The sequence below is a fragment of the Staphylococcus sp. HGB0015 genome (assembly GCF_000411275.1).
GTDB classification, from domain to species: domain Bacteria; phylum Bacillota; class Bacilli; order Staphylococcales; family Staphylococcaceae; genus Staphylococcus; species Staphylococcus schleiferi.
Window position 1 is genome coordinate 349,347 of sequence record NZ_KE150418.1, and the last position, 16,843, is coordinate 366,189.

The window sequence follows — 16,843 nt, forward strand, 5'->3', positions numbered from 1 at the left end:
ATAAAACATAAGCGTCTGAATCATTGGCATATCACTTGAAAAGTGCAGTTACAATCCGGATTCAGACGCTTAGCACGTTTTAGTCATAAAATGCCCGTTTCAACGCATTGACACGATCATGATAGATTTGGCGTGCCACACGTGCTTCAGGAATGAGTTCGCCAAGATGAAATAAGCCAGGATATACATGCAGTTCAGTCGATACACCTGCTTGTATTAAACGCTGTGCATACTGAATTGCTTCATCGACAAATAAATCTAAGCTGCCTACCGTAATCAGTGTCGCAGGTAATTGTGACACATCTTGTCTTTGCGCAGGGACTGCATAAGGTGGAAGCGTTGTTTTTTCGAATGCTTCGCCGAGATACTGTTGCCAAGCAAATGCATTCATTTCATATGTCCAACCGTAATGACCTACATAAGGGTTAGCGGGACGTTGATAGGTTGTCGCAATGTCCAGCATTGGAATATGCAAATTTTGGAATACGATATGGATTTCATGACGGTCTTGTGCGAGTTGTGCCAAGCTAGCAGAGAGTAATCCGCCTGCGCTACTACCGCCAATGGCAATGCGTGACACATCGATATATAGCGCATCCGCATGTTGAACGAGCCACTTTAACACACCATAACATTCATTTAATTGCCCGGGAAATACGGTTTCAGGGGCAAGGTGATAGTCAATAGACACAACGAGACAACCAAGGTCGTGTGCAAGACGTGCATTGTCTTGATTATCCAAATGGGCACCACCAGAAATTGTGCCACCGCCATGCATATAGAGATAAACAGGCCGTCGTTGTTGACTTTGATGGGGGTTGAATAGCAACACATCTACCTCTCCTGCTTCAGTCGATAAAGTTTGCTTATCAATCGTTACATCCAAGTTGGCGTCAACTGAGGTCTTGGCATGGCGAAGTACTTGATCACGATAAGCTTGCAAAGTTTCGTCTGAAAGTGTGGCGCCATACATTGTTGAGGCCAAGTCACGTAAGTCACGATCCAATTTATCTATATAAGGCAATTCCATGTTTAAGGCTTTCTTTCTCTCTATTCTGTTTCCTCAGGTTCAAAAAATAAAATCGGTGTATGCGTAATGTTAAAATAATCAGCTAAAAATTGACGATAGTTTTCTCGAGTCACGGGATGTTTTTCTTTTTTACCTTGGTCAGTCACTGTTAAATTTCTTCCTGTCATCGTTACATGACCTGTTTCCCAATTTTTAACAAGTAAAGGGTCCGTTACAAAATGTGAATCTAAACTTGTTTGGTTATAAACCATGGCATTTTCAAAGTCTCTAAATTTTAAATAATGATCAACCGCACGATATTGAATGACCCATTGATCTTTCACTTTTTTAAGTAAATCAAATGTTGTATCATCGATATATTTGATTTTATAAACCTGTCGTTTTGCTGTATCTTCTACAATATCGCCATTAAGTGGAACCGCCATTAAAGGGGATTCGCCAAAGCCGGTTTCAACTAAATAACGTGATCCATTGAGTGTTGCAATGGTTGTCATATGAACATTTTCAGCAGCCCATCCTTTTTCTTCACCTTGATTAACAGTAGCCGCAATGAAATGCATATCATAGCCGTGCTGACTCAAATATTCATATGTGAGTCGATTGTTTTCATAACAGATTCCCCCTTGATGACGTTCTGTTATTTTTTGAATCATGGATGCATTATTCACAGCAAGAGGTAAACGATTTTGAACATTGATATTTTCAAACGGCACATGTAACACATATTGACGAATATAATGGTTCAAATTCTCTAACGTCGGTTCGAAATGAGCGGGCTTATTCAAACCGATAAATGTTTCTAACTTCGTAAAATCATACATCTTCATTAACTCCCTTCAAAATGACGCGCCCATATTTAACAGATGACGCTAAAAAACGTCAATGTCATATGGATTATCTAAATACCCAACAAAGTAGATTAGAAAACGGAACTAATTCCGTTTGGTAAGTACAATAATACATTGTATATAAAAATGAAAATGTATTGCTCAAAGCGATGTTTTCGAGATTAATGATAATGACAACTTTATGATTAGATATAAAAAAGAATGCATTTTATGCACATGGATTACGTAAGCACAACGATAAATAGGCGACATAATCGCACTAAAAACCCCTCACTTTGCCAGTAGTGAGGGGTTTGATGCATCAAATGCAGATATCTTTGTTAACTGTACTATAACAATACTTAGTAGAGAGGTGCAAAGCATGTATTCAGACTAATGAGGCTAAATTGAATTTCTAATGGAGCTGGGACAAACCTAACTTGAGATAGCACTTTTGGCAATAAATATTAAAAAACTAAACAGGTAAGTGCAATTTTTGAAAGGAACTGGAGGCCCTCAGCCCATGTCTAAAAATGTTTAAGAATGCTGTTTTTGCTTTTTACGACGTGTATGGTGAAGTCCTAATACAGTAGTGAAAAAGCCAATCATTACCATGAGTAATGGTGGTGTTGATGTTTTAGATGATGCACCTGTATCTGGAAGTTGTGCGTTAAGTTGTTCAACACGCATTTGGTCAGCTGATGCTTTAATGATTGTATTTGTACCTTGCGTTGTATGTTTTACAACTTGCCCATGATTTTCAAATGAGATGGTTGTTGATGTACGGACATAAGACGGATCCGTTGAAATTGTTGCGACACCGTTTTGTTTCTGTTGTGCTGATGAAATTTCAGTGTCTGTTGAAGCTGATGATTGTGCGTTGTCTGTTGTCGATTCATGTTGATCCGTTGTTACCTTGTGGGATGGTGAGATTGATTGAGCTGTTTCTCCAATAGGTTCCTGTTTTATTTGCTGACCAGTTGGTTTATTAGGGAGCCTTGTGTTGTCAGTAGAACCATCGCCACTCGGATGTGAAGGGTTGTCTGTTGAAGGATTGTTATCGATAACTTCATCGATTGGTCGGATAATCAAATTATCGAGAATAAAATCCTTTGTTCCTTCAAAATTGACTTGCCCATTATCTTTGACACCTCTTGTATCAGGTTGAACGTCTGTCGAATATATGCCAATCCATGTTTGTCCATTTTCGTTTCCAGTCACTTGGAATGTCACACGTTGTGCATGGGGATGATCGATTGTATTTTTTAATGGTGTAACTTTGAAATTTCGATTCTTTGAAATATCATCGTGACCTACTGCAAAAGCGTAACTATTATCAGAACCAGATTCGTAATCAAATGAGACTTCATATGTTTTACCGGGTTCGAAATAGAAATTTTGAGGAATTGTCTGAATGACCATTTTATTTTTGCCTGCTTGCCCATTCACTTTAAGTGACCAATGTCCTTGAATGACATCGTCAACGCGTTTATGGTTCCATCCTCGTTGTGTATAAGGTGCATTTTTTTCGGATAAGTGTGTGCGGTTATCTTCTACCCCTTCAAATTCAGAAACAACAAATGGGAATAACCCTTGAGGGACAGTTTCGAAATCTTGTTGAAAAACGCCGTCACGCATAAGTATTGAAGGATTTTCAACGATACGAATATCATCCAGATAAGTAGCCCCTTTACCTGCTTCTCGACTGATAATGAAATCAACTTGTCCATCTTGAGGTGCGACAAAAAACAAATACATATTTTGGAAGTAGCTACCGCCGTCTTTATAAGTTTCTGACGCTTTACTTGTATTATGTGCATCCGCTTTGACGTAGTTTTGCGCAATCGATTGTTGCGTTTGGTTTGTCGCTAAAACTTGGCCTTGGTGTGAAACTGCAATTTGTGTTTGAGATTTACTACGGTTGTCGACTCCGATGTAAAGTGCATAACGTTGGCCTGGTTTTAAATCTGTAAGTTGCTGTGTTAACTGAGTCTTTTGTTTCGGGCTGTCAATCTTAAGTAGATGATTGTGCGCTACAGATTGATTGATACCCACTTGTTCGACATCACCACTGATATGCCATGCATCAAGTTTTTGTGAATTGAACCCAGCATCTTTAATATGCATGCCTTCACTCCAATTGACTTCTTGTTGTTTCGGCTGTGGAACTTGATAAATCACATAAGGCGTTTCTGCTTTGATATGATCCAGTTTAATATGATTATTTGTGACAGGGATGATTTTCATGTTTGTTCGTCCTGTTTCAGTCAATTCATATAAAATGACTTGATTCGTGTGCCACGAATCAGGAAGTTCCCAACTTGATGAACCACCTTTTTTATTCCAATGATAGAGCTTTTGTTCACTTCCTGTGAGTGGTTGTCCATTCGCATCCCAATTCCAAGGAATGAGATAGTTGTCGCCATCTAATACAGTGTGACCATTGAGTAAAATGGTGCGTGAACGATAGTTGTTAATATCATTTTCATAGTCATTTGACTTGCGTTGGACAGTGACTTTGTCGCCTGTATTGTTCTGTAAATCAACTGTCATTTCAGGCGTCCATTCAATCGTTCTTCCATTTGCTGTCATTTTGACAGGGTGGCCATTTTCAATACGCATGACTTTATAATGCTGTAAAAATTTAGTGGGGACGTCGACGTCAAAGATATTTTTAATATAAGTCTTAAAATCATTTCGTCCTTGCCAACCTTCAAAGTCTTTCATGTTATAGCCACCTAATAATGGGAAATCTGCTGCTCCTGAATGTTCAGCATGATTTGCTACCCATGAATCTTTTTGGTGGTTACGTATAAAACGTGCGACTTCAGAATTAATGCCCTTATTTTCGTAAGTTCCATATGCTATATCTGTTGCCCAGTGTTGGAAGGTTGAATCGTATTCCATACCATGTCCCCATTCGACACCGATGCGCCAGCCTAAGTCATTAATTTCTTTAGCTAATTGATGAGAAGGCCAAGCAGAGTTATCTCCAGATTGTTGGTTACCCCATACATCGACATAAATAAAATCAAGGCGTTCTCCAACAACATCTTTGAGTGCTTGGAATCGTGCTTGACGTTGGTGGGTTAAATCATAATCAGCATTAATATTAAAGCCTTGATCGAGCCAATTCCAACCGTAACTATAAGTGCCATCTTCATTTTTCTTTAATAAATCAGGATTGAATGCTTTAGATTCTGGATATGTTTCTGAAGCGTTGATATGCACACCAAAGCGTGCCCCATACTGTGCGCCTATGGATAGAAGGGTATTCAAATCTTCAGCGCCGCCCATTCGTTCACCGATATGGCTATAATCTAAATGGCCTGAGTCATGGCCCTCGCTGTTATAACCTTTTAATAAAATAGATTGCCCCAAACCGTCAGTGTTAAGGTAAAACTTTTTGACACCGTCCAATGTTTTTAGGAAAGGATTTTGGGCTTGTGACCCAAAATTCATTGCAATACGATAGCCGACTAAATCAGGAACTTCTTCATATTTGAATGGATTATTCATAATGTCACGGTATGCGATGGCGCCATCTTGCCAATCGATTTTCCCATCATGGTTTTCATCTTCAGCAATGGCGATTTTAATATGTGGTAGTAAACCTTGTGTTTTAGCATCTTGGTGCGCAAGAGAAGGTTGTAAAATCCATGGTGTGGCACCTAAGCCTACAGATACGCCCTCTTTTGTTTGAACGCCAGTGGCTGTCACACGAATAAAGTCTTGGTTACCACCGACACCAATTTGTGCGTTACTCCATAACCCAGCACTATATTGATTGTTTGAAACGAAACCATACATCATCATGTCACTAAAGTTGGGTTCGAATTTGTCATCAATTGTGTATAATCGGTCACCACTCACCATAGTGTTTGTTGACATTTTTGTAGTTTGCAGTTGAGCCTGTTTTTGTTGGCTATTGACGGAAACAAGTGATTGATTCATAAAGCCAAATGAACGTACGATAACGTCTGGATTGTTGCTATGATAATCTGTCATTTTTAAGTCAATTGTACGATCAATAACGGATAACTGAAATTTAAAATCGCTGTTAATAGCATGATTATCATCTTTTGCGTGTAGGATGTATTCAGCGGTATGGTCATTTAATTTCTTGTAAGACACAGTAGGCTTGATGATTTCTCCGTTGACAATAATTTGAGATGAATCTACTACTTGTCCGGGAATCGTTTTGCCATTCTTCAGTTTATATTGTTTAATGGCTGGGAAGTTTTGATCAACTTCAACTTTCATTTGTTGGGATTGTAATGTATCTAGAGAAGATACGATATGCGTAGTTTGTGGGTGTGTACTACTGTTTGTTTTGCGTGCAGTCGCTGTTTGGTTTTGCCGTGAAAGGGGTGCAGCTGTCGCTTGAGGACGGCGCATTTCTTTAGGACTGTGCGATAGAGGGGCTTCGCTAGGTGTTGTCGGTTGCGCTTGGACAACATCAGAATGGTGAACAGGTGCGTGTAAGGAAGAAGTATTTTGTGCATTTTTTGCTGAAAGCGATGTCGCCTGTGTATGAACTTGCTCATTTTGCGAAGACTTACTCTGTGTGATCTGTTTGGGTTGAGTTCGCGCTTTAGTTGCTGAGTCGCTATCATTTTGAGACACCATCTTGGCAGTTGAGTTCGCCGTTTTATCTATTTGCGGCTTTGCCTGTTCTGTGGGGCTGATGGCCTGAGCGCCTAAAGCTTGAGTGTCAGCTGTTTTTGTTTCTGTTTGTGAAGCATTTAATCTCTCTTTTGAAATATGACCGTCAATAGTTGCTTGTGGGCTAACGTCAGTATCTTGATTTGCTAGGTCATTTTTCAATTCAGAAGCTGACGCTGTTGCGGATGCGGAAATGAAAAATGTTAGTCCGAGTAAAATCGATGAAGTCCCAATGGCATACTTTCGAATACTGAAAATTTGTTGTCTATGAATCATTTTTTACCACGCCTCCTAATAAGTCATTGGCTTGAATATATAATTTATTTCACTTTTTGTAAACCCTTACAATACTGCCGTTTCAAGCTTTTAGAGAACAAAAGGAAAAATTTTAATACCAGTTTTTAGGGGGACTATGCTGTGTGAAAAAGGTGTAAATTGTACGCTGCTTCTTTAGTTTAGTGACTTTTGTGAAATGTGAAAAAAGTAGAAAATGATTAAGTGGTTATAACCACTAATACATCTCAAAAAAATTTAAAATTTTATTTTTTTTAGTGTGAAAAGATAATGAAAAGTATCTAAATGTTCAAAATATCAATATAAAACAAAAAAGATTTGTTGCGTGGAGATGACTAATAACCAGAATAGCTCTTGACAAAATGGCAAATTTACATTTATGCTTTAAGTGGTTATAACCAGTAGGTGGTGAAGGTCATGTCAGAGAAAATGCCCTTGTATTATCAAATTTATCAAGGGATACACGAGCGTATTAAATCAGGAGAATTTAAGGAGGGAGATAAGATACCTTCAGAGCGCAATCTGTGCGAGCAATTCGGTGTAAGTCGTATTACAGTGCGCGAAGCATTAGAACGTTTAGAAAAGGATCGGATTATTAAACGTGAACATGGTAAGGGATCATTTGTACTGGGAAGTCAATATAATCAATTTTTGAATGAGCTTTACAGCTTTAAAGATGAAATTGAGAAGAATGGTGATAAGGCAAGTACGAAAATGTTAAGCATTAAACTCATCCCATCTACGCCATTTTTACAAGAGAAAATGCAGTTAACCCCTTATCAATACGTTTATGAATTAAAGCGCATACGCCTTTCTAATGATGTGCCTTTAATATATGAAATTAGCTATTTACCGATGCGGTATTGTGAAGGATTAGAGCAGTTTGACTTCAATAAAGTTTCGCTATATGAAACACTCAATCAACATTATGGGATTCAAATTACGAATGCTTATGAAAATTTAACAGCGAGTAAATTGAGTCGTGAAGATGCCAAACTGTTGAATGGTGTCGTTGATGATAGTTGTATGTTTATCGAACGCTTTAGCTATATGGACGATGCGGTGATTGAATTTACGCAAAGTGTCGCAAGCGGCCATAAATATAAATATACGGTCAAGTTAATGTAAAAGAATGAGTCAAGGAGGGATTGTTGTGTTACATGATACACATACTTATCGTGAAATTAAGCAACAACCAGCAACTTTAAAGAAAACATATGATTTAGTGCAAGCGCAACAAGCACGATTTGAAAAATTTATTGCCAAAATAGAGCAAGAAAATCAAGATAAAAAATTAAAAGTACTCTTTACGGGTGCAGGTTCAAGCGCTTATGTGGGTGATGTAGCCCGCATGGCACGTCATACCGATGTCTTACCGAATTTTGAATTTGAGTCAGTTCCGACAACGCACTTTGTTACGGACCCACAACTTTATATTGATCAACAAACGGCATATCTGTTAGTGTCTTTTGCGCGTTCTGGTAACAGTCCAGAAACAAAAGCAACAGTTGAGATTGCCAACCAACTTTCGAGCCATGTTTATCATTTGTTTATTACAAATAATAAAGATGGATTTTTAGGGGCTTATCATGAAAACGCTAACAATGTCTTTAAAGTGATTTTACCTGATGAAACGAATGATAAATCTTTAGCGATGACTTCTAGCTTTTCATCCATGTTATTCGCGAGCTATTTATTATTCGGTGGTAAAGTGAGTCCAAAATTCTTTGACATTGCGTCATCTAATTTTGATTGGCTAGAATCTCAAGCCGAAACAGTGAGTCAGTTGGATTTTTCGAAAGTGTTCTATGTTGGAACAGGTTTAATTGGCGAACTTACAAAAGAAGTGAGTTTAAAACTCAATGAATTAACGGCAGGTCAAACTGAGATTGCACGTGAAACGACACTCGGCTTTAGACATGGTCCGAAAGCAGGATTAAGTGCAGATGCCATTTTTATTATGTTGCGCAGTAATCAGCCTTATCGTCGTCAATACGAAAAAGATTTAATCCAAGAAGTTGGACAAGTCAAAGATCGCTATCAAACTTATATTTTAGATGCGCAAGTAAATGATGATGACAATGCAGTCAAATTACCTCAGTCTGAAGAGCTCACAGATATGGAATTAGCATTGCAATATTTGATTTTTGGGCAATTGCTTGAAGCTAAACGCTCCGTAGCACTCGGTTTAAATCCTGATAACCCAAGTCCTGATGGCTTTATCAACCGTGTTGTTAAAGGTGTCACGATTTATCCGGTTGAGGGTTGAGCCTATGATTGCAACACATACTTTTAATCCCTCTGTTGATATCACGTATATGATTGATCCGATTGAAGTTGGAGGCGTCAATCGTGTCAAACAGAAAATCAAAAACCCTGGTGGGAAGGGGATAAATGTCACTAAGGTTTTACATCAATTAGGTGCAAATTACTGTGCATATGGTTATTTAGGGGGCGCCAATGGACAATGGATTGCTAAAACATTGCAAGATATGGGTGTCGTTTCAGCATTTACTTCTATTCATGGGGAAACGAGACAAAGTCTAGCAATCAATGATGGTAATGGTCAAACAGAAGTGTTGGAAGCGGGACCATTAATTACTGAATATGATCAGCAACGTTATTATGAAATTTTGAACGAGCGTGCACAAGAGGTCAAAGTGATGACGGTGAGTGGGAGCTCACCTCAATTTGAAGGCCGCTCAAAATTTGAACATGTCGCTCACATCCTAAGTGCCTTTCAACATAGTTATAATATTGTGGATACGCATGCAAGCGAACTCAAATTATTGTTGGAAGCCGATTTACCGGTACATTGTATTAAGCCGAACCAGGCAGAATTTGAGATGTTAATCGGTAAAGAACAGCTCACGATTGCAGAATGTGCACAAATGCTACAAACACATGCTTATTTTACAGAGATGGATGTTTTTCTCACATTAGGTGCAGCGGGGGCACTGGTCAAATGGGGAAATACAATTTATCGCGCAACGTTGCCACATAAAGAAGTCATCAATCCTGTCGGCTCTGGGGATTCAACTGTTGCTGGTATTGCATACGGTGTTTATGAAAATTTAGCGCCACAAGATTTAATCCGTCAAGCTTTAGCATGTGGAACGTCAAACGCATTACAACAAGCCACTGGACATATTGATATTGAACAAGTCAATCAAATTAAATCTGAAATAGAAGTGGAGAGATATGAATGGGAAGAAAAGATTTAAGTCGGTTAGTGGATGACAAGGGGATATATGCAGCCATTGCAGTGGATCAACGGGGCGCATTAAGAAAGTTACTTGGGGATCAAGCGAGTGATCACAATTTATCACTTTTTAAGAAACTGGTATCGGAAGTTTTAACACCGTATGGATCTAGTTTTCTAGTAGATCCCGAGTTTGGCCTAGAAGCAGCACAGGCGAATGCTGCGACGTCAGGTTTAATCTTATCTTATGAGCAAACCGGTTATGACAAGACAAGACCGGGCCGCTTACCACGTTTAATTGAAAATGCAAGTGTGAAACGCCTCAAAGATGCAGGAGCAGATGCGGTTAAATTTTTACTGTACTACGATGTAGATGAATCTGATGACATCAATACGAAAAAGCAAGCCGTGATTGAGCGAATTGGTGCAGAATGCCAAGCAGAAAACATACCATTTTTACTCGAAATTTTAACTTACGATGACACGATTGGTGATGAAAAAGGGGCTGAATATGCTAAAGTACGTCCGCATAAAGTCAATGAAGCAATGCGTGTGTTTAGTGAGCCTAGATTCCAAGTGGACACTTTGAAAGTTGAAATTCCAGTTAATATGAACTTTGTAGAAGGCTTTGGTTCAGAAAATTTAATCTCACAAAGTGAAGCGGCTGAAGCATTTAAAGCACAAGACGATGCGACTGACTTACCTTATATTTATTTGAGTGGTGGTGTGTCAGCACAACTGTTTATGGACTCATTACAGTTTGCAGCGGACCACGGTGCTCGCTTTAATGGTATACTTTGTGGTCGTGCTACTTGGAAAGGAGCAACACGTGTACTCGTTGAAGAAGGTGAAGCTGAAGCAAAGGCATGGTTGGAACATGAAGGACTTGAAAACTTAAAAGCACTCAATGAAATGAATCAGAAAACAGCAACATCTATTCAACTATAAATGAGGTGATGATGTGAGTCGTTTCGAAATCAATGAGACATTTGTGTTAGATAAAAAGCCGTTCAAAATATTATCAGGAGCCGTTCATTATTTTAGAATACCTAGAAAAGACTGGCAACACTCTTTGTATAATTTGAAAGCGCTCGGCTTCAATACAGTGGAAACCTATGTACCGTGGAATTTTCATGAAACCCAAAAAGGAAACTTTGAATTTGAAGGGAATAAAGATTTAAAATATTTTATCGAACTTGCACAACAAGAAGGATTATATGTGATTGTGCGTCCTTCACCATATATTTGTGCAGAATGGGAATTTGGAGGCTTACCTGCATGGTTACTGAATGACCGGACGATGCGTATTCGCTCTCGAGATCCACAATTTTTAGCGCATGTGCATCGTTATTATCAAGTTTTATTTAAAATATTGACGCCCCTTCAAATTGATCAAAATGGCCCTATCATTATGTTTCAAATCGAAAATGAATACGGTTCATATGGGGAAGATCATGAATATCTTCGAGCAATCGCTAATATGATGCGTGAGGAAGGTGTGACGGTTCCGTTCTTTACTTCAGATGGCGCATGGGACCAATGTTTGCGCGCAGGAAGTATGATAGATGACAATATTTTACCTACTGGAAACTTTGGATCACGAACTATGCAAAATTTCCAAAATCTAAAGACTTTTCACGAGGAACATGGAAAGACATGGCCATTAATGTGTATGGAATTTTGGGATGGCTGGTTTAATCGTTGGGGTGAAGCGGTCATTAAGCGAGATAGTGATGATCTTGCAAAAGAAGTAAAAGAGGCAATCAAACTCGGCTCAGTAAATTTATACATGTTTCACGGTGGAACGAATTTTGAATTTTGGAATGGGTGTTCAGCGAGAGGAACGAAAGATTTACCACAAGTGACATCCTATGATTATCATGCCCCATTAGATGAGGCGGGCAACCCAACACCTAAATATTTTACGTTACAAAAAATGTTAAAAGACGTCTTGCCTGATGTAAAACAACATGAACCGAAAGTCAAAACATTTATGGCCAAGAAAGATATCCCTTTAACAAATAAAGTTAATCTTTTTGAAGTTTTAGAAGAGATATCGACAAAGACGACGAGCTTTTATCCGCAATCTATGGAAGAGGCCGGTTCGGGTTATGGTTATATGATGTATCGTACGATCCTCACGCGAGCGACTGAGCAGGAAAAGTTAAGAATTGTCGATGCAAGAGATCGCGTTCATTGTTTTATCGATCAAAAATGTGTGTATCAAGCGTATCAAGAAGAAATAGGAGAAGCCTTTGAAGTCAATTTGACATCAAGTCAGCCACAAGTGGATATTCTCGTTGAAAATATGGGACGCGTCAACTATGGCTATAAATTATTGGCACCCACACAACGAAAAGGGATAGGTCAAGGACTCATGCAAGACCTCCATTTTGTGCAAAATTGGGAGCAATTTGACATCGATTTTTATAAATTGAAAAATGAACACTTTCAACGCCCATGGTCAGCACATCAACCAGCATTTTATCGCTATGAATTTGAGCTAGAAACACCTGATAATACGCATATTGATGTAAGCGGTTTCGGCAAAGGTGTTGTGCTTGTTAATGGATTTAATATAGGTCGTTATTGGGAGGTTGGCCCTTCACAATCGTTGTATATTTCAAAAGCATTTTTAAAGCAAGGTAAAAATGAAATTATTGTTTTTGACTCTGAAGGAAAATACTCAGAATCCATTGACCTGATTCAAAACCCTCAATTTTCTAATATATAAGGAGAGATTATTATGGCAATTATAGGAACTCGTATCGATGGTAGATTAATTCACGGACAAGTTGCAAATTTATGGGCAACTAAATTAAATATTAGCCGTTTTATGGTAATTGATGATGAGGTGGCACAAAGCGATATTGATAAGCAAGCTTTGAAACTTGCAACACCGGCAGGGATTAAATTAAGTGTTTTACCTATTGAAAAAGCAGCAAATAATATCAAAAACGGTAAATATGATTCACAGCGCGTCATGATTATTGCAAAGCGTCCTGATCGTTTTGTTGAATTGGTCAATCAAGGTGTCGCTATTGAAACATTAAACGTAGGAAATATGTCACAAACAGATGAAACACGTGCGATTACAAACTCAATTAATGTGACAGATGAAGATATCGAAAACTTTAAAAAGTTAGATGCACAAGGGGTAAAAATTGTTTCTCAAATGGTGCCAAATGATAAGGCAGTGAATTTCTTTACATTAGTTAAAGCGTAAAAATAGGAGGTGTTTCCCATGGAAATATTATGGTGGCAAATCGTTTTATTAACTTTGTATGCAGGTTATCAAATATTAGATGATTTACAATTTAATATTTTTGGTCATCCTGTTTTCGCGGGGATTATTTCAGGATTAATTATGGGCGATGTCACAACGGGTTTAATTATCGGTGGCGGGATGCAGTTAACGATTTTAGGTGTTGGGACATTCGGTGGTGCTTCAAGAATTGATGCAAACTCAGGCACGGTGCTTGCGGTTGCATTCTCTGTTGCACTCGGAATGAATCCACAACAAGCACTCGCAACACTTGCTGTGCCTGTAGCAAGTTTAATGATTCAAACGGATATTTTAGCACGTTTTACGAATACGTTTTTTGCACATCGGATTGATCGAAAAATTGAACAAATGGATTATAAAGGTGTGGAACGTAACTTCTTATATGGCGCAATCCCATGGGCATTGTCACGTGCGATTCCAGTGTGTTTAGCGCTCGTATTTGGTGGCGGTGTAGTTAAAAATATTGTGAATTACTTGAATGGTGATCTTAAATGGTTAGGTGACGGTTTGACTGTTGCGGGGGCAGTGTTACCTGCAGTAGGTTTTGCGATTTTATTACGTTATCTTCCATTGAAAAAACATTTTCCATATTTCATTTTAGGGTTTATTATCACTGCCTTAGCTGTGACAGTCTTTAATGGATTGAGCGGTTTAGGCACATCCGTTGCAACGTTAGATAAGAAATTTGATATGACATTCTCATCATTACCGATGCTTACAATTGCTGCCATTGGTTTTGCACTCGCAGCGATCGAATATAAACGCACATCACAACCTAAAGTCGCATCAGGTAGCCCAAAAGCGCATAGTGAGACAGATGCGGATGAGGAAGGAGAGATTGACGATGACGAATTATAATAAATCGCAAGAACACAATTCAGAAACAGCAGTGGCAACGCAAAGTAAATCAGGCAAACCGCTCACATGACGTCCACCACAAACACCGTATCGATTAACGGATAAGGACTTTAGACAAATCAACATGCGTAGTCTCTTCTTCTTTCAATGGGGTTGGAACTATGAGCGTATGCAAGGAAGCGGTTATTTATTTACCATTTTACCGCAGTTGCGTAAAATTTATGGAGACGATTCTCCTGAACTGCAAGAAATGATGAAAACGCATGCACAATTCTTTAATACAAGTAACTTTTTTAATACAATTATTACGGGTATCGATATTGCGATGGAAGAAAGAGAGCAATTCGCAGCTAAAGAATCTGTCAAAGGGCTTAAAGTTGGCTTAATGGGACCTTTCGCTGCAGTAGGTGATGCGATATTTGGTTCACTGGTGCCGACAATATTTGGTGCAATTGCTGCCAACATGGCACAAGATGGAAATCCATTTGGCGCATTACTCTGGTTTGTGGCAATGTTAGCGATTATCGTATTTCGTTGGAAACAATTGAAATTTGCTTATAAAGAAGGGATTTCGCTCGTTACAACAATGCAACATCGTTTGGAATCATTAACGAATGCAGCCACACTCCTCGGTGTGTTTATGGTCGGTGCTTTAGTCGCAACGATGATACGTGTCAAATTTGCATGGGAACCTAAAATCGGTGATCTCACTGTTAAAATTCAAGATAGTGCGGACATGATTTTACCAAGATTATTACCTCTAATCATTGTATTTGGTGTTTACTGGTTATTAGGACGTAAAAATATGAATTCTACACGTGCCATCTTTATTGTAATTATTGTATCGATTGTTTTATCTGCACTCGGTGTGATTACCAACATTTAAGGCGAGAGGAGCACTTGGAAATGGAAAAATTAATTCTAGTTAGCCATGGGACTTTTTGTGAAGGCATTAAAGACAGTATAGAAATGATTCTTGGACCTCAAGCACATCTTTATACCGTTGCTTTATCTCCGCAAGAAGGGCCGGAAGACTTTGAAAAAAACTTTATGGCGCATATCGAAGCAGGCGATAAAGTAACCGTTTTTGCGGATTTATTAGGCGGTACACCATCTAATACTGTGGCAAAAAAGATTATGAATGGTGCGGATTATGATTTGTATGTTGGGATGAATCTACCAATGATTATCAGTTATATCAATGGTCAAATGATTGGAGAACAACCGGATTACGTTAAAAAAGCGCAAGAAGGTATTGTTAATGTAAACACATTGTTAAATCAAGATGATGACGACGATGATGAATAAGCGCATCAAATTTAAGTAAAGAAGGTATACTATGGCATATGCAATTATTAATGGCGTCATTTATACAGAAGACGAAATCATTTCTAACGGGTATCTCGTAATAGAAGCAGGTAAAATTCGTGCAATTGAAAAAGGATCCTATGATGGGGATTTAGAAGTTTTAGATGCGAAAGGTCATCATATTTTACCGGGCTTTATAGATATTCATATTCATGGAGGTTATGGCGAAGATGCCATGGATGCTTCTTATGACGGTCTAAAACATTTAGCTGAACAGTTGTTATCTGAAGGAACGACATCCTTTTTGGCAACGACAATGACACAATCGCAAGAAGCCATCGACAAAGCTTTAAAAAATATTCGCACGTACTATGAACAACAAGATCGTGAAAATGCAGCTGAAATCGCAGGGGTTCATTTAGAAGGCCCATTTATTTCTGAAAACAAAATTGGTGCGCAAAACCCGGCATTTATTCAACGGCCAACTGTGGCATTGTTACAGCAATTCCAAGAGACAGCAAAAGGATTGATTAAAATTGTCACAATTGCACCAGAAGTAGCGGGTGCTACTGAGGTGATAGACACATTAAAAGATGACATCATTTTTTCAATGGGACATACAGAAGTGGATTTTGACGCGGCAAATCAAGCAGCAGATACCGGTGTTCAACACGTCACACACCTTTATAATGCGGGTGTCGGTTTTCATCATAGAAATCCAGGTATGTTTGGTGCGGCTTGGACGAATGGAAAACTAAGTACGGAATTGATTGTAGATGGTGTGCATTCTCATCCAATGTCTGTTGCGATTGCATATCAACATAAAGGCGCTGAAAAAATGTATTTAATTACCGATGCAATGCGTGCCAAAGGAATGCCGGATGGCGACTATGAATTAGGTGGTCAAAAAGTTATCGTTAAAGATAACGAAGCACATTTGGAGACAGGCTCACTTGCAGGTAGTATTTTAAAAATGAACAAAGGTTTACAAAATTTAATGCAATTTACAGGTGACACATTAGCTCATTTATGGCCAGTGACGAGTTTGAATCAAGCGAAAGCATTGAAAATAGATGACCGTAAAGGCAGTATTGCTGTAGGCAAAGACGCTGATTTGGTCATCGTTGACGATGAAATTACTGTTTATCAAACCATTAAGCAAGGTCGTGTGCATCAATTCAAGTCGTAGTTAGCAAGAATAAAATGGCTGTACACTTTATATGGTGGTTATGTGTCTATAATAATTAAGTCGCAAACTTCCGATTGCTTCTTTGAGTCTCGCTTTCCCAGGCGCCTTACCTCAACTAATTTTGGCTTTTATTGTAGCTCATAAGAAGCCAAAATGGATTTTCGGTTTCGGCTCTATGCCTCGG

Annotated in this window: 12 protein-coding genes and 1 pseudogene; 10 read left to right on the forward strand and 3 right to left on the reverse strand. The window is 38.7% G+C overall.

The features are described 5' to 3' along the window. Window positions 1-79: 79 nt before the first annotated feature. The 3 genes from HMPREF1208_RS08250 to HMPREF1208_RS08260 all read right to left on the reverse strand — a co-directional run bounded on the left by HMPREF1208_RS08250 (window position 80) and on the right by HMPREF1208_RS08260 (window position 6,798). Entirely contained in the window at window positions 80-1,030 is a 951-nt protein-coding gene (locus HMPREF1208_RS08250; protein ID WP_016425904.1) for an alpha/beta hydrolase, read from the reverse strand. Between the two features lie 20 nt (window positions 1,031-1,050). Beyond that, window positions 1,051-1,851, reverse strand: coding sequence for an arylamine N-acetyltransferase family protein (locus HMPREF1208_RS08255; protein WP_016425905.1), 801 nt, complete (start codon window positions 1,849-1,851; stop codon window positions 1,051-1,053). A gap of 543 nt (window positions 1,852-2,394) precedes the next feature. Then, window positions 2,395-6,798: an endo-alpha-N-acetylgalactosaminidase family protein gene (locus HMPREF1208_RS08260; protein ID WP_016425906.1), complete on the reverse strand. Its 4,404-nt coding sequence runs from the start codon at window positions 6,796-6,798 to the stop codon at window positions 2,395-2,397. Window positions 6,799-7,233: 435 nt separating this feature from the next. Between HMPREF1208_RS08260 and HMPREF1208_RS08265 the strand changes: the two genes are divergently transcribed. The 10 genes and pseudogenes from HMPREF1208_RS08265 to nagA all read left to right on the forward strand — a co-directional run bounded on the left by HMPREF1208_RS08265 (window position 7,234) and on the right by nagA (window position 16,659). After that, window positions 7,234-7,944 (forward strand): GntR family transcriptional regulator, encoded by a 711-nt coding sequence (locus HMPREF1208_RS08265; protein WP_016425907.1) that lies wholly within the window; start codon window positions 7,234-7,236, stop codon window positions 7,942-7,944. A 25-nt stretch (window positions 7,945-7,969) separates the two neighbouring features. Further along, window positions 7,970-9,085: an SIS domain-containing protein gene (locus tag HMPREF1208_RS08270; RefSeq protein WP_016425908.1), complete on the forward strand. Its 1,116-nt coding sequence runs from the start codon at window positions 7,970-7,972 to the stop codon at window positions 9,083-9,085. A gap of 4 nt (window positions 9,086-9,089) precedes the next feature. Further along, complete coding sequence (locus HMPREF1208_RS08275; protein ID WP_016425909.1) at window positions 9,090-10,040, forward strand: 1-phosphofructokinase family hexose kinase; 951 nt, start codon at window positions 9,090-9,092, stop codon at window positions 10,038-10,040. Continuing rightward, window positions 10,022-10,966 carry a tagatose 1,6-diphosphate aldolase gene (locus HMPREF1208_RS08280; RefSeq protein ID WP_016425910.1) on the forward strand — a complete coding sequence of 315 codons (945 nt, stop codon included), beginning with the start codon at window positions 10,022-10,024 and terminating at the stop codon, window positions 10,964-10,966. The genes HMPREF1208_RS08275 and HMPREF1208_RS08280 overlap by 19 nt, the downstream gene beginning before the upstream one ends. A 13-nt stretch (window positions 10,967-10,979) precedes the next feature. Further along, window positions 10,980-12,752 carry a glycoside hydrolase family 35 protein gene (locus HMPREF1208_RS08285; RefSeq protein ID WP_016425911.1) on the forward strand — a complete coding sequence of 591 codons (1,773 nt, stop codon included), beginning with the start codon at window positions 10,980-10,982 and terminating at the stop codon, window positions 12,750-12,752. A gap of 12 nt (window positions 12,753-12,764) precedes the next feature. Next, window positions 12,765-13,244, forward strand: coding sequence for a PTS system mannose/fructose/N-acetylgalactosamine-transporter subunit IIB (locus HMPREF1208_RS08290; RefSeq protein ID WP_016425912.1), 480 nt, complete (start codon window positions 12,765-12,767; stop codon window positions 13,242-13,244). Between the two features lie 18 nt (window positions 13,245-13,262). Next, window positions 13,263-14,162: a PTS mannose/fructose/sorbose/N-acetylgalactosamine transporter subunit IIC gene (locus HMPREF1208_RS08295; protein WP_016425913.1), complete on the forward strand. Its 900-nt coding sequence runs from the start codon at window positions 13,263-13,265 to the stop codon at window positions 14,160-14,162. Next, window positions 14,149-15,048, forward strand: a pseudogene (locus HMPREF1208_RS08300) (PTS system mannose/fructose/sorbose family transporter subunit IID). The gene HMPREF1208_RS08295 and the pseudogene HMPREF1208_RS08300 overlap by 14 nt, the downstream one beginning before the upstream one ends. 20 nt (window positions 15,049-15,068) lie before the next feature. Further along, complete coding sequence (locus HMPREF1208_RS08305) at window positions 15,069-15,470, forward strand: PTS sugar transporter subunit IIA (protein ID WP_016425915.1); 402 nt, start codon at window positions 15,069-15,071, stop codon at window positions 15,468-15,470. 31 nt (window positions 15,471-15,501) lie between these two features. Further along, window positions 15,502-16,659, forward strand: a complete 1,158-nt coding sequence (gene nagA, locus HMPREF1208_RS08310; protein ID WP_016425916.1) for an N-acetylglucosamine-6-phosphate deacetylase — start codon at window positions 15,502-15,504, stop codon at window positions 16,657-16,659. The last annotated feature ends 184 nt before the right edge of the window (window positions 16,660-16,843 follow it).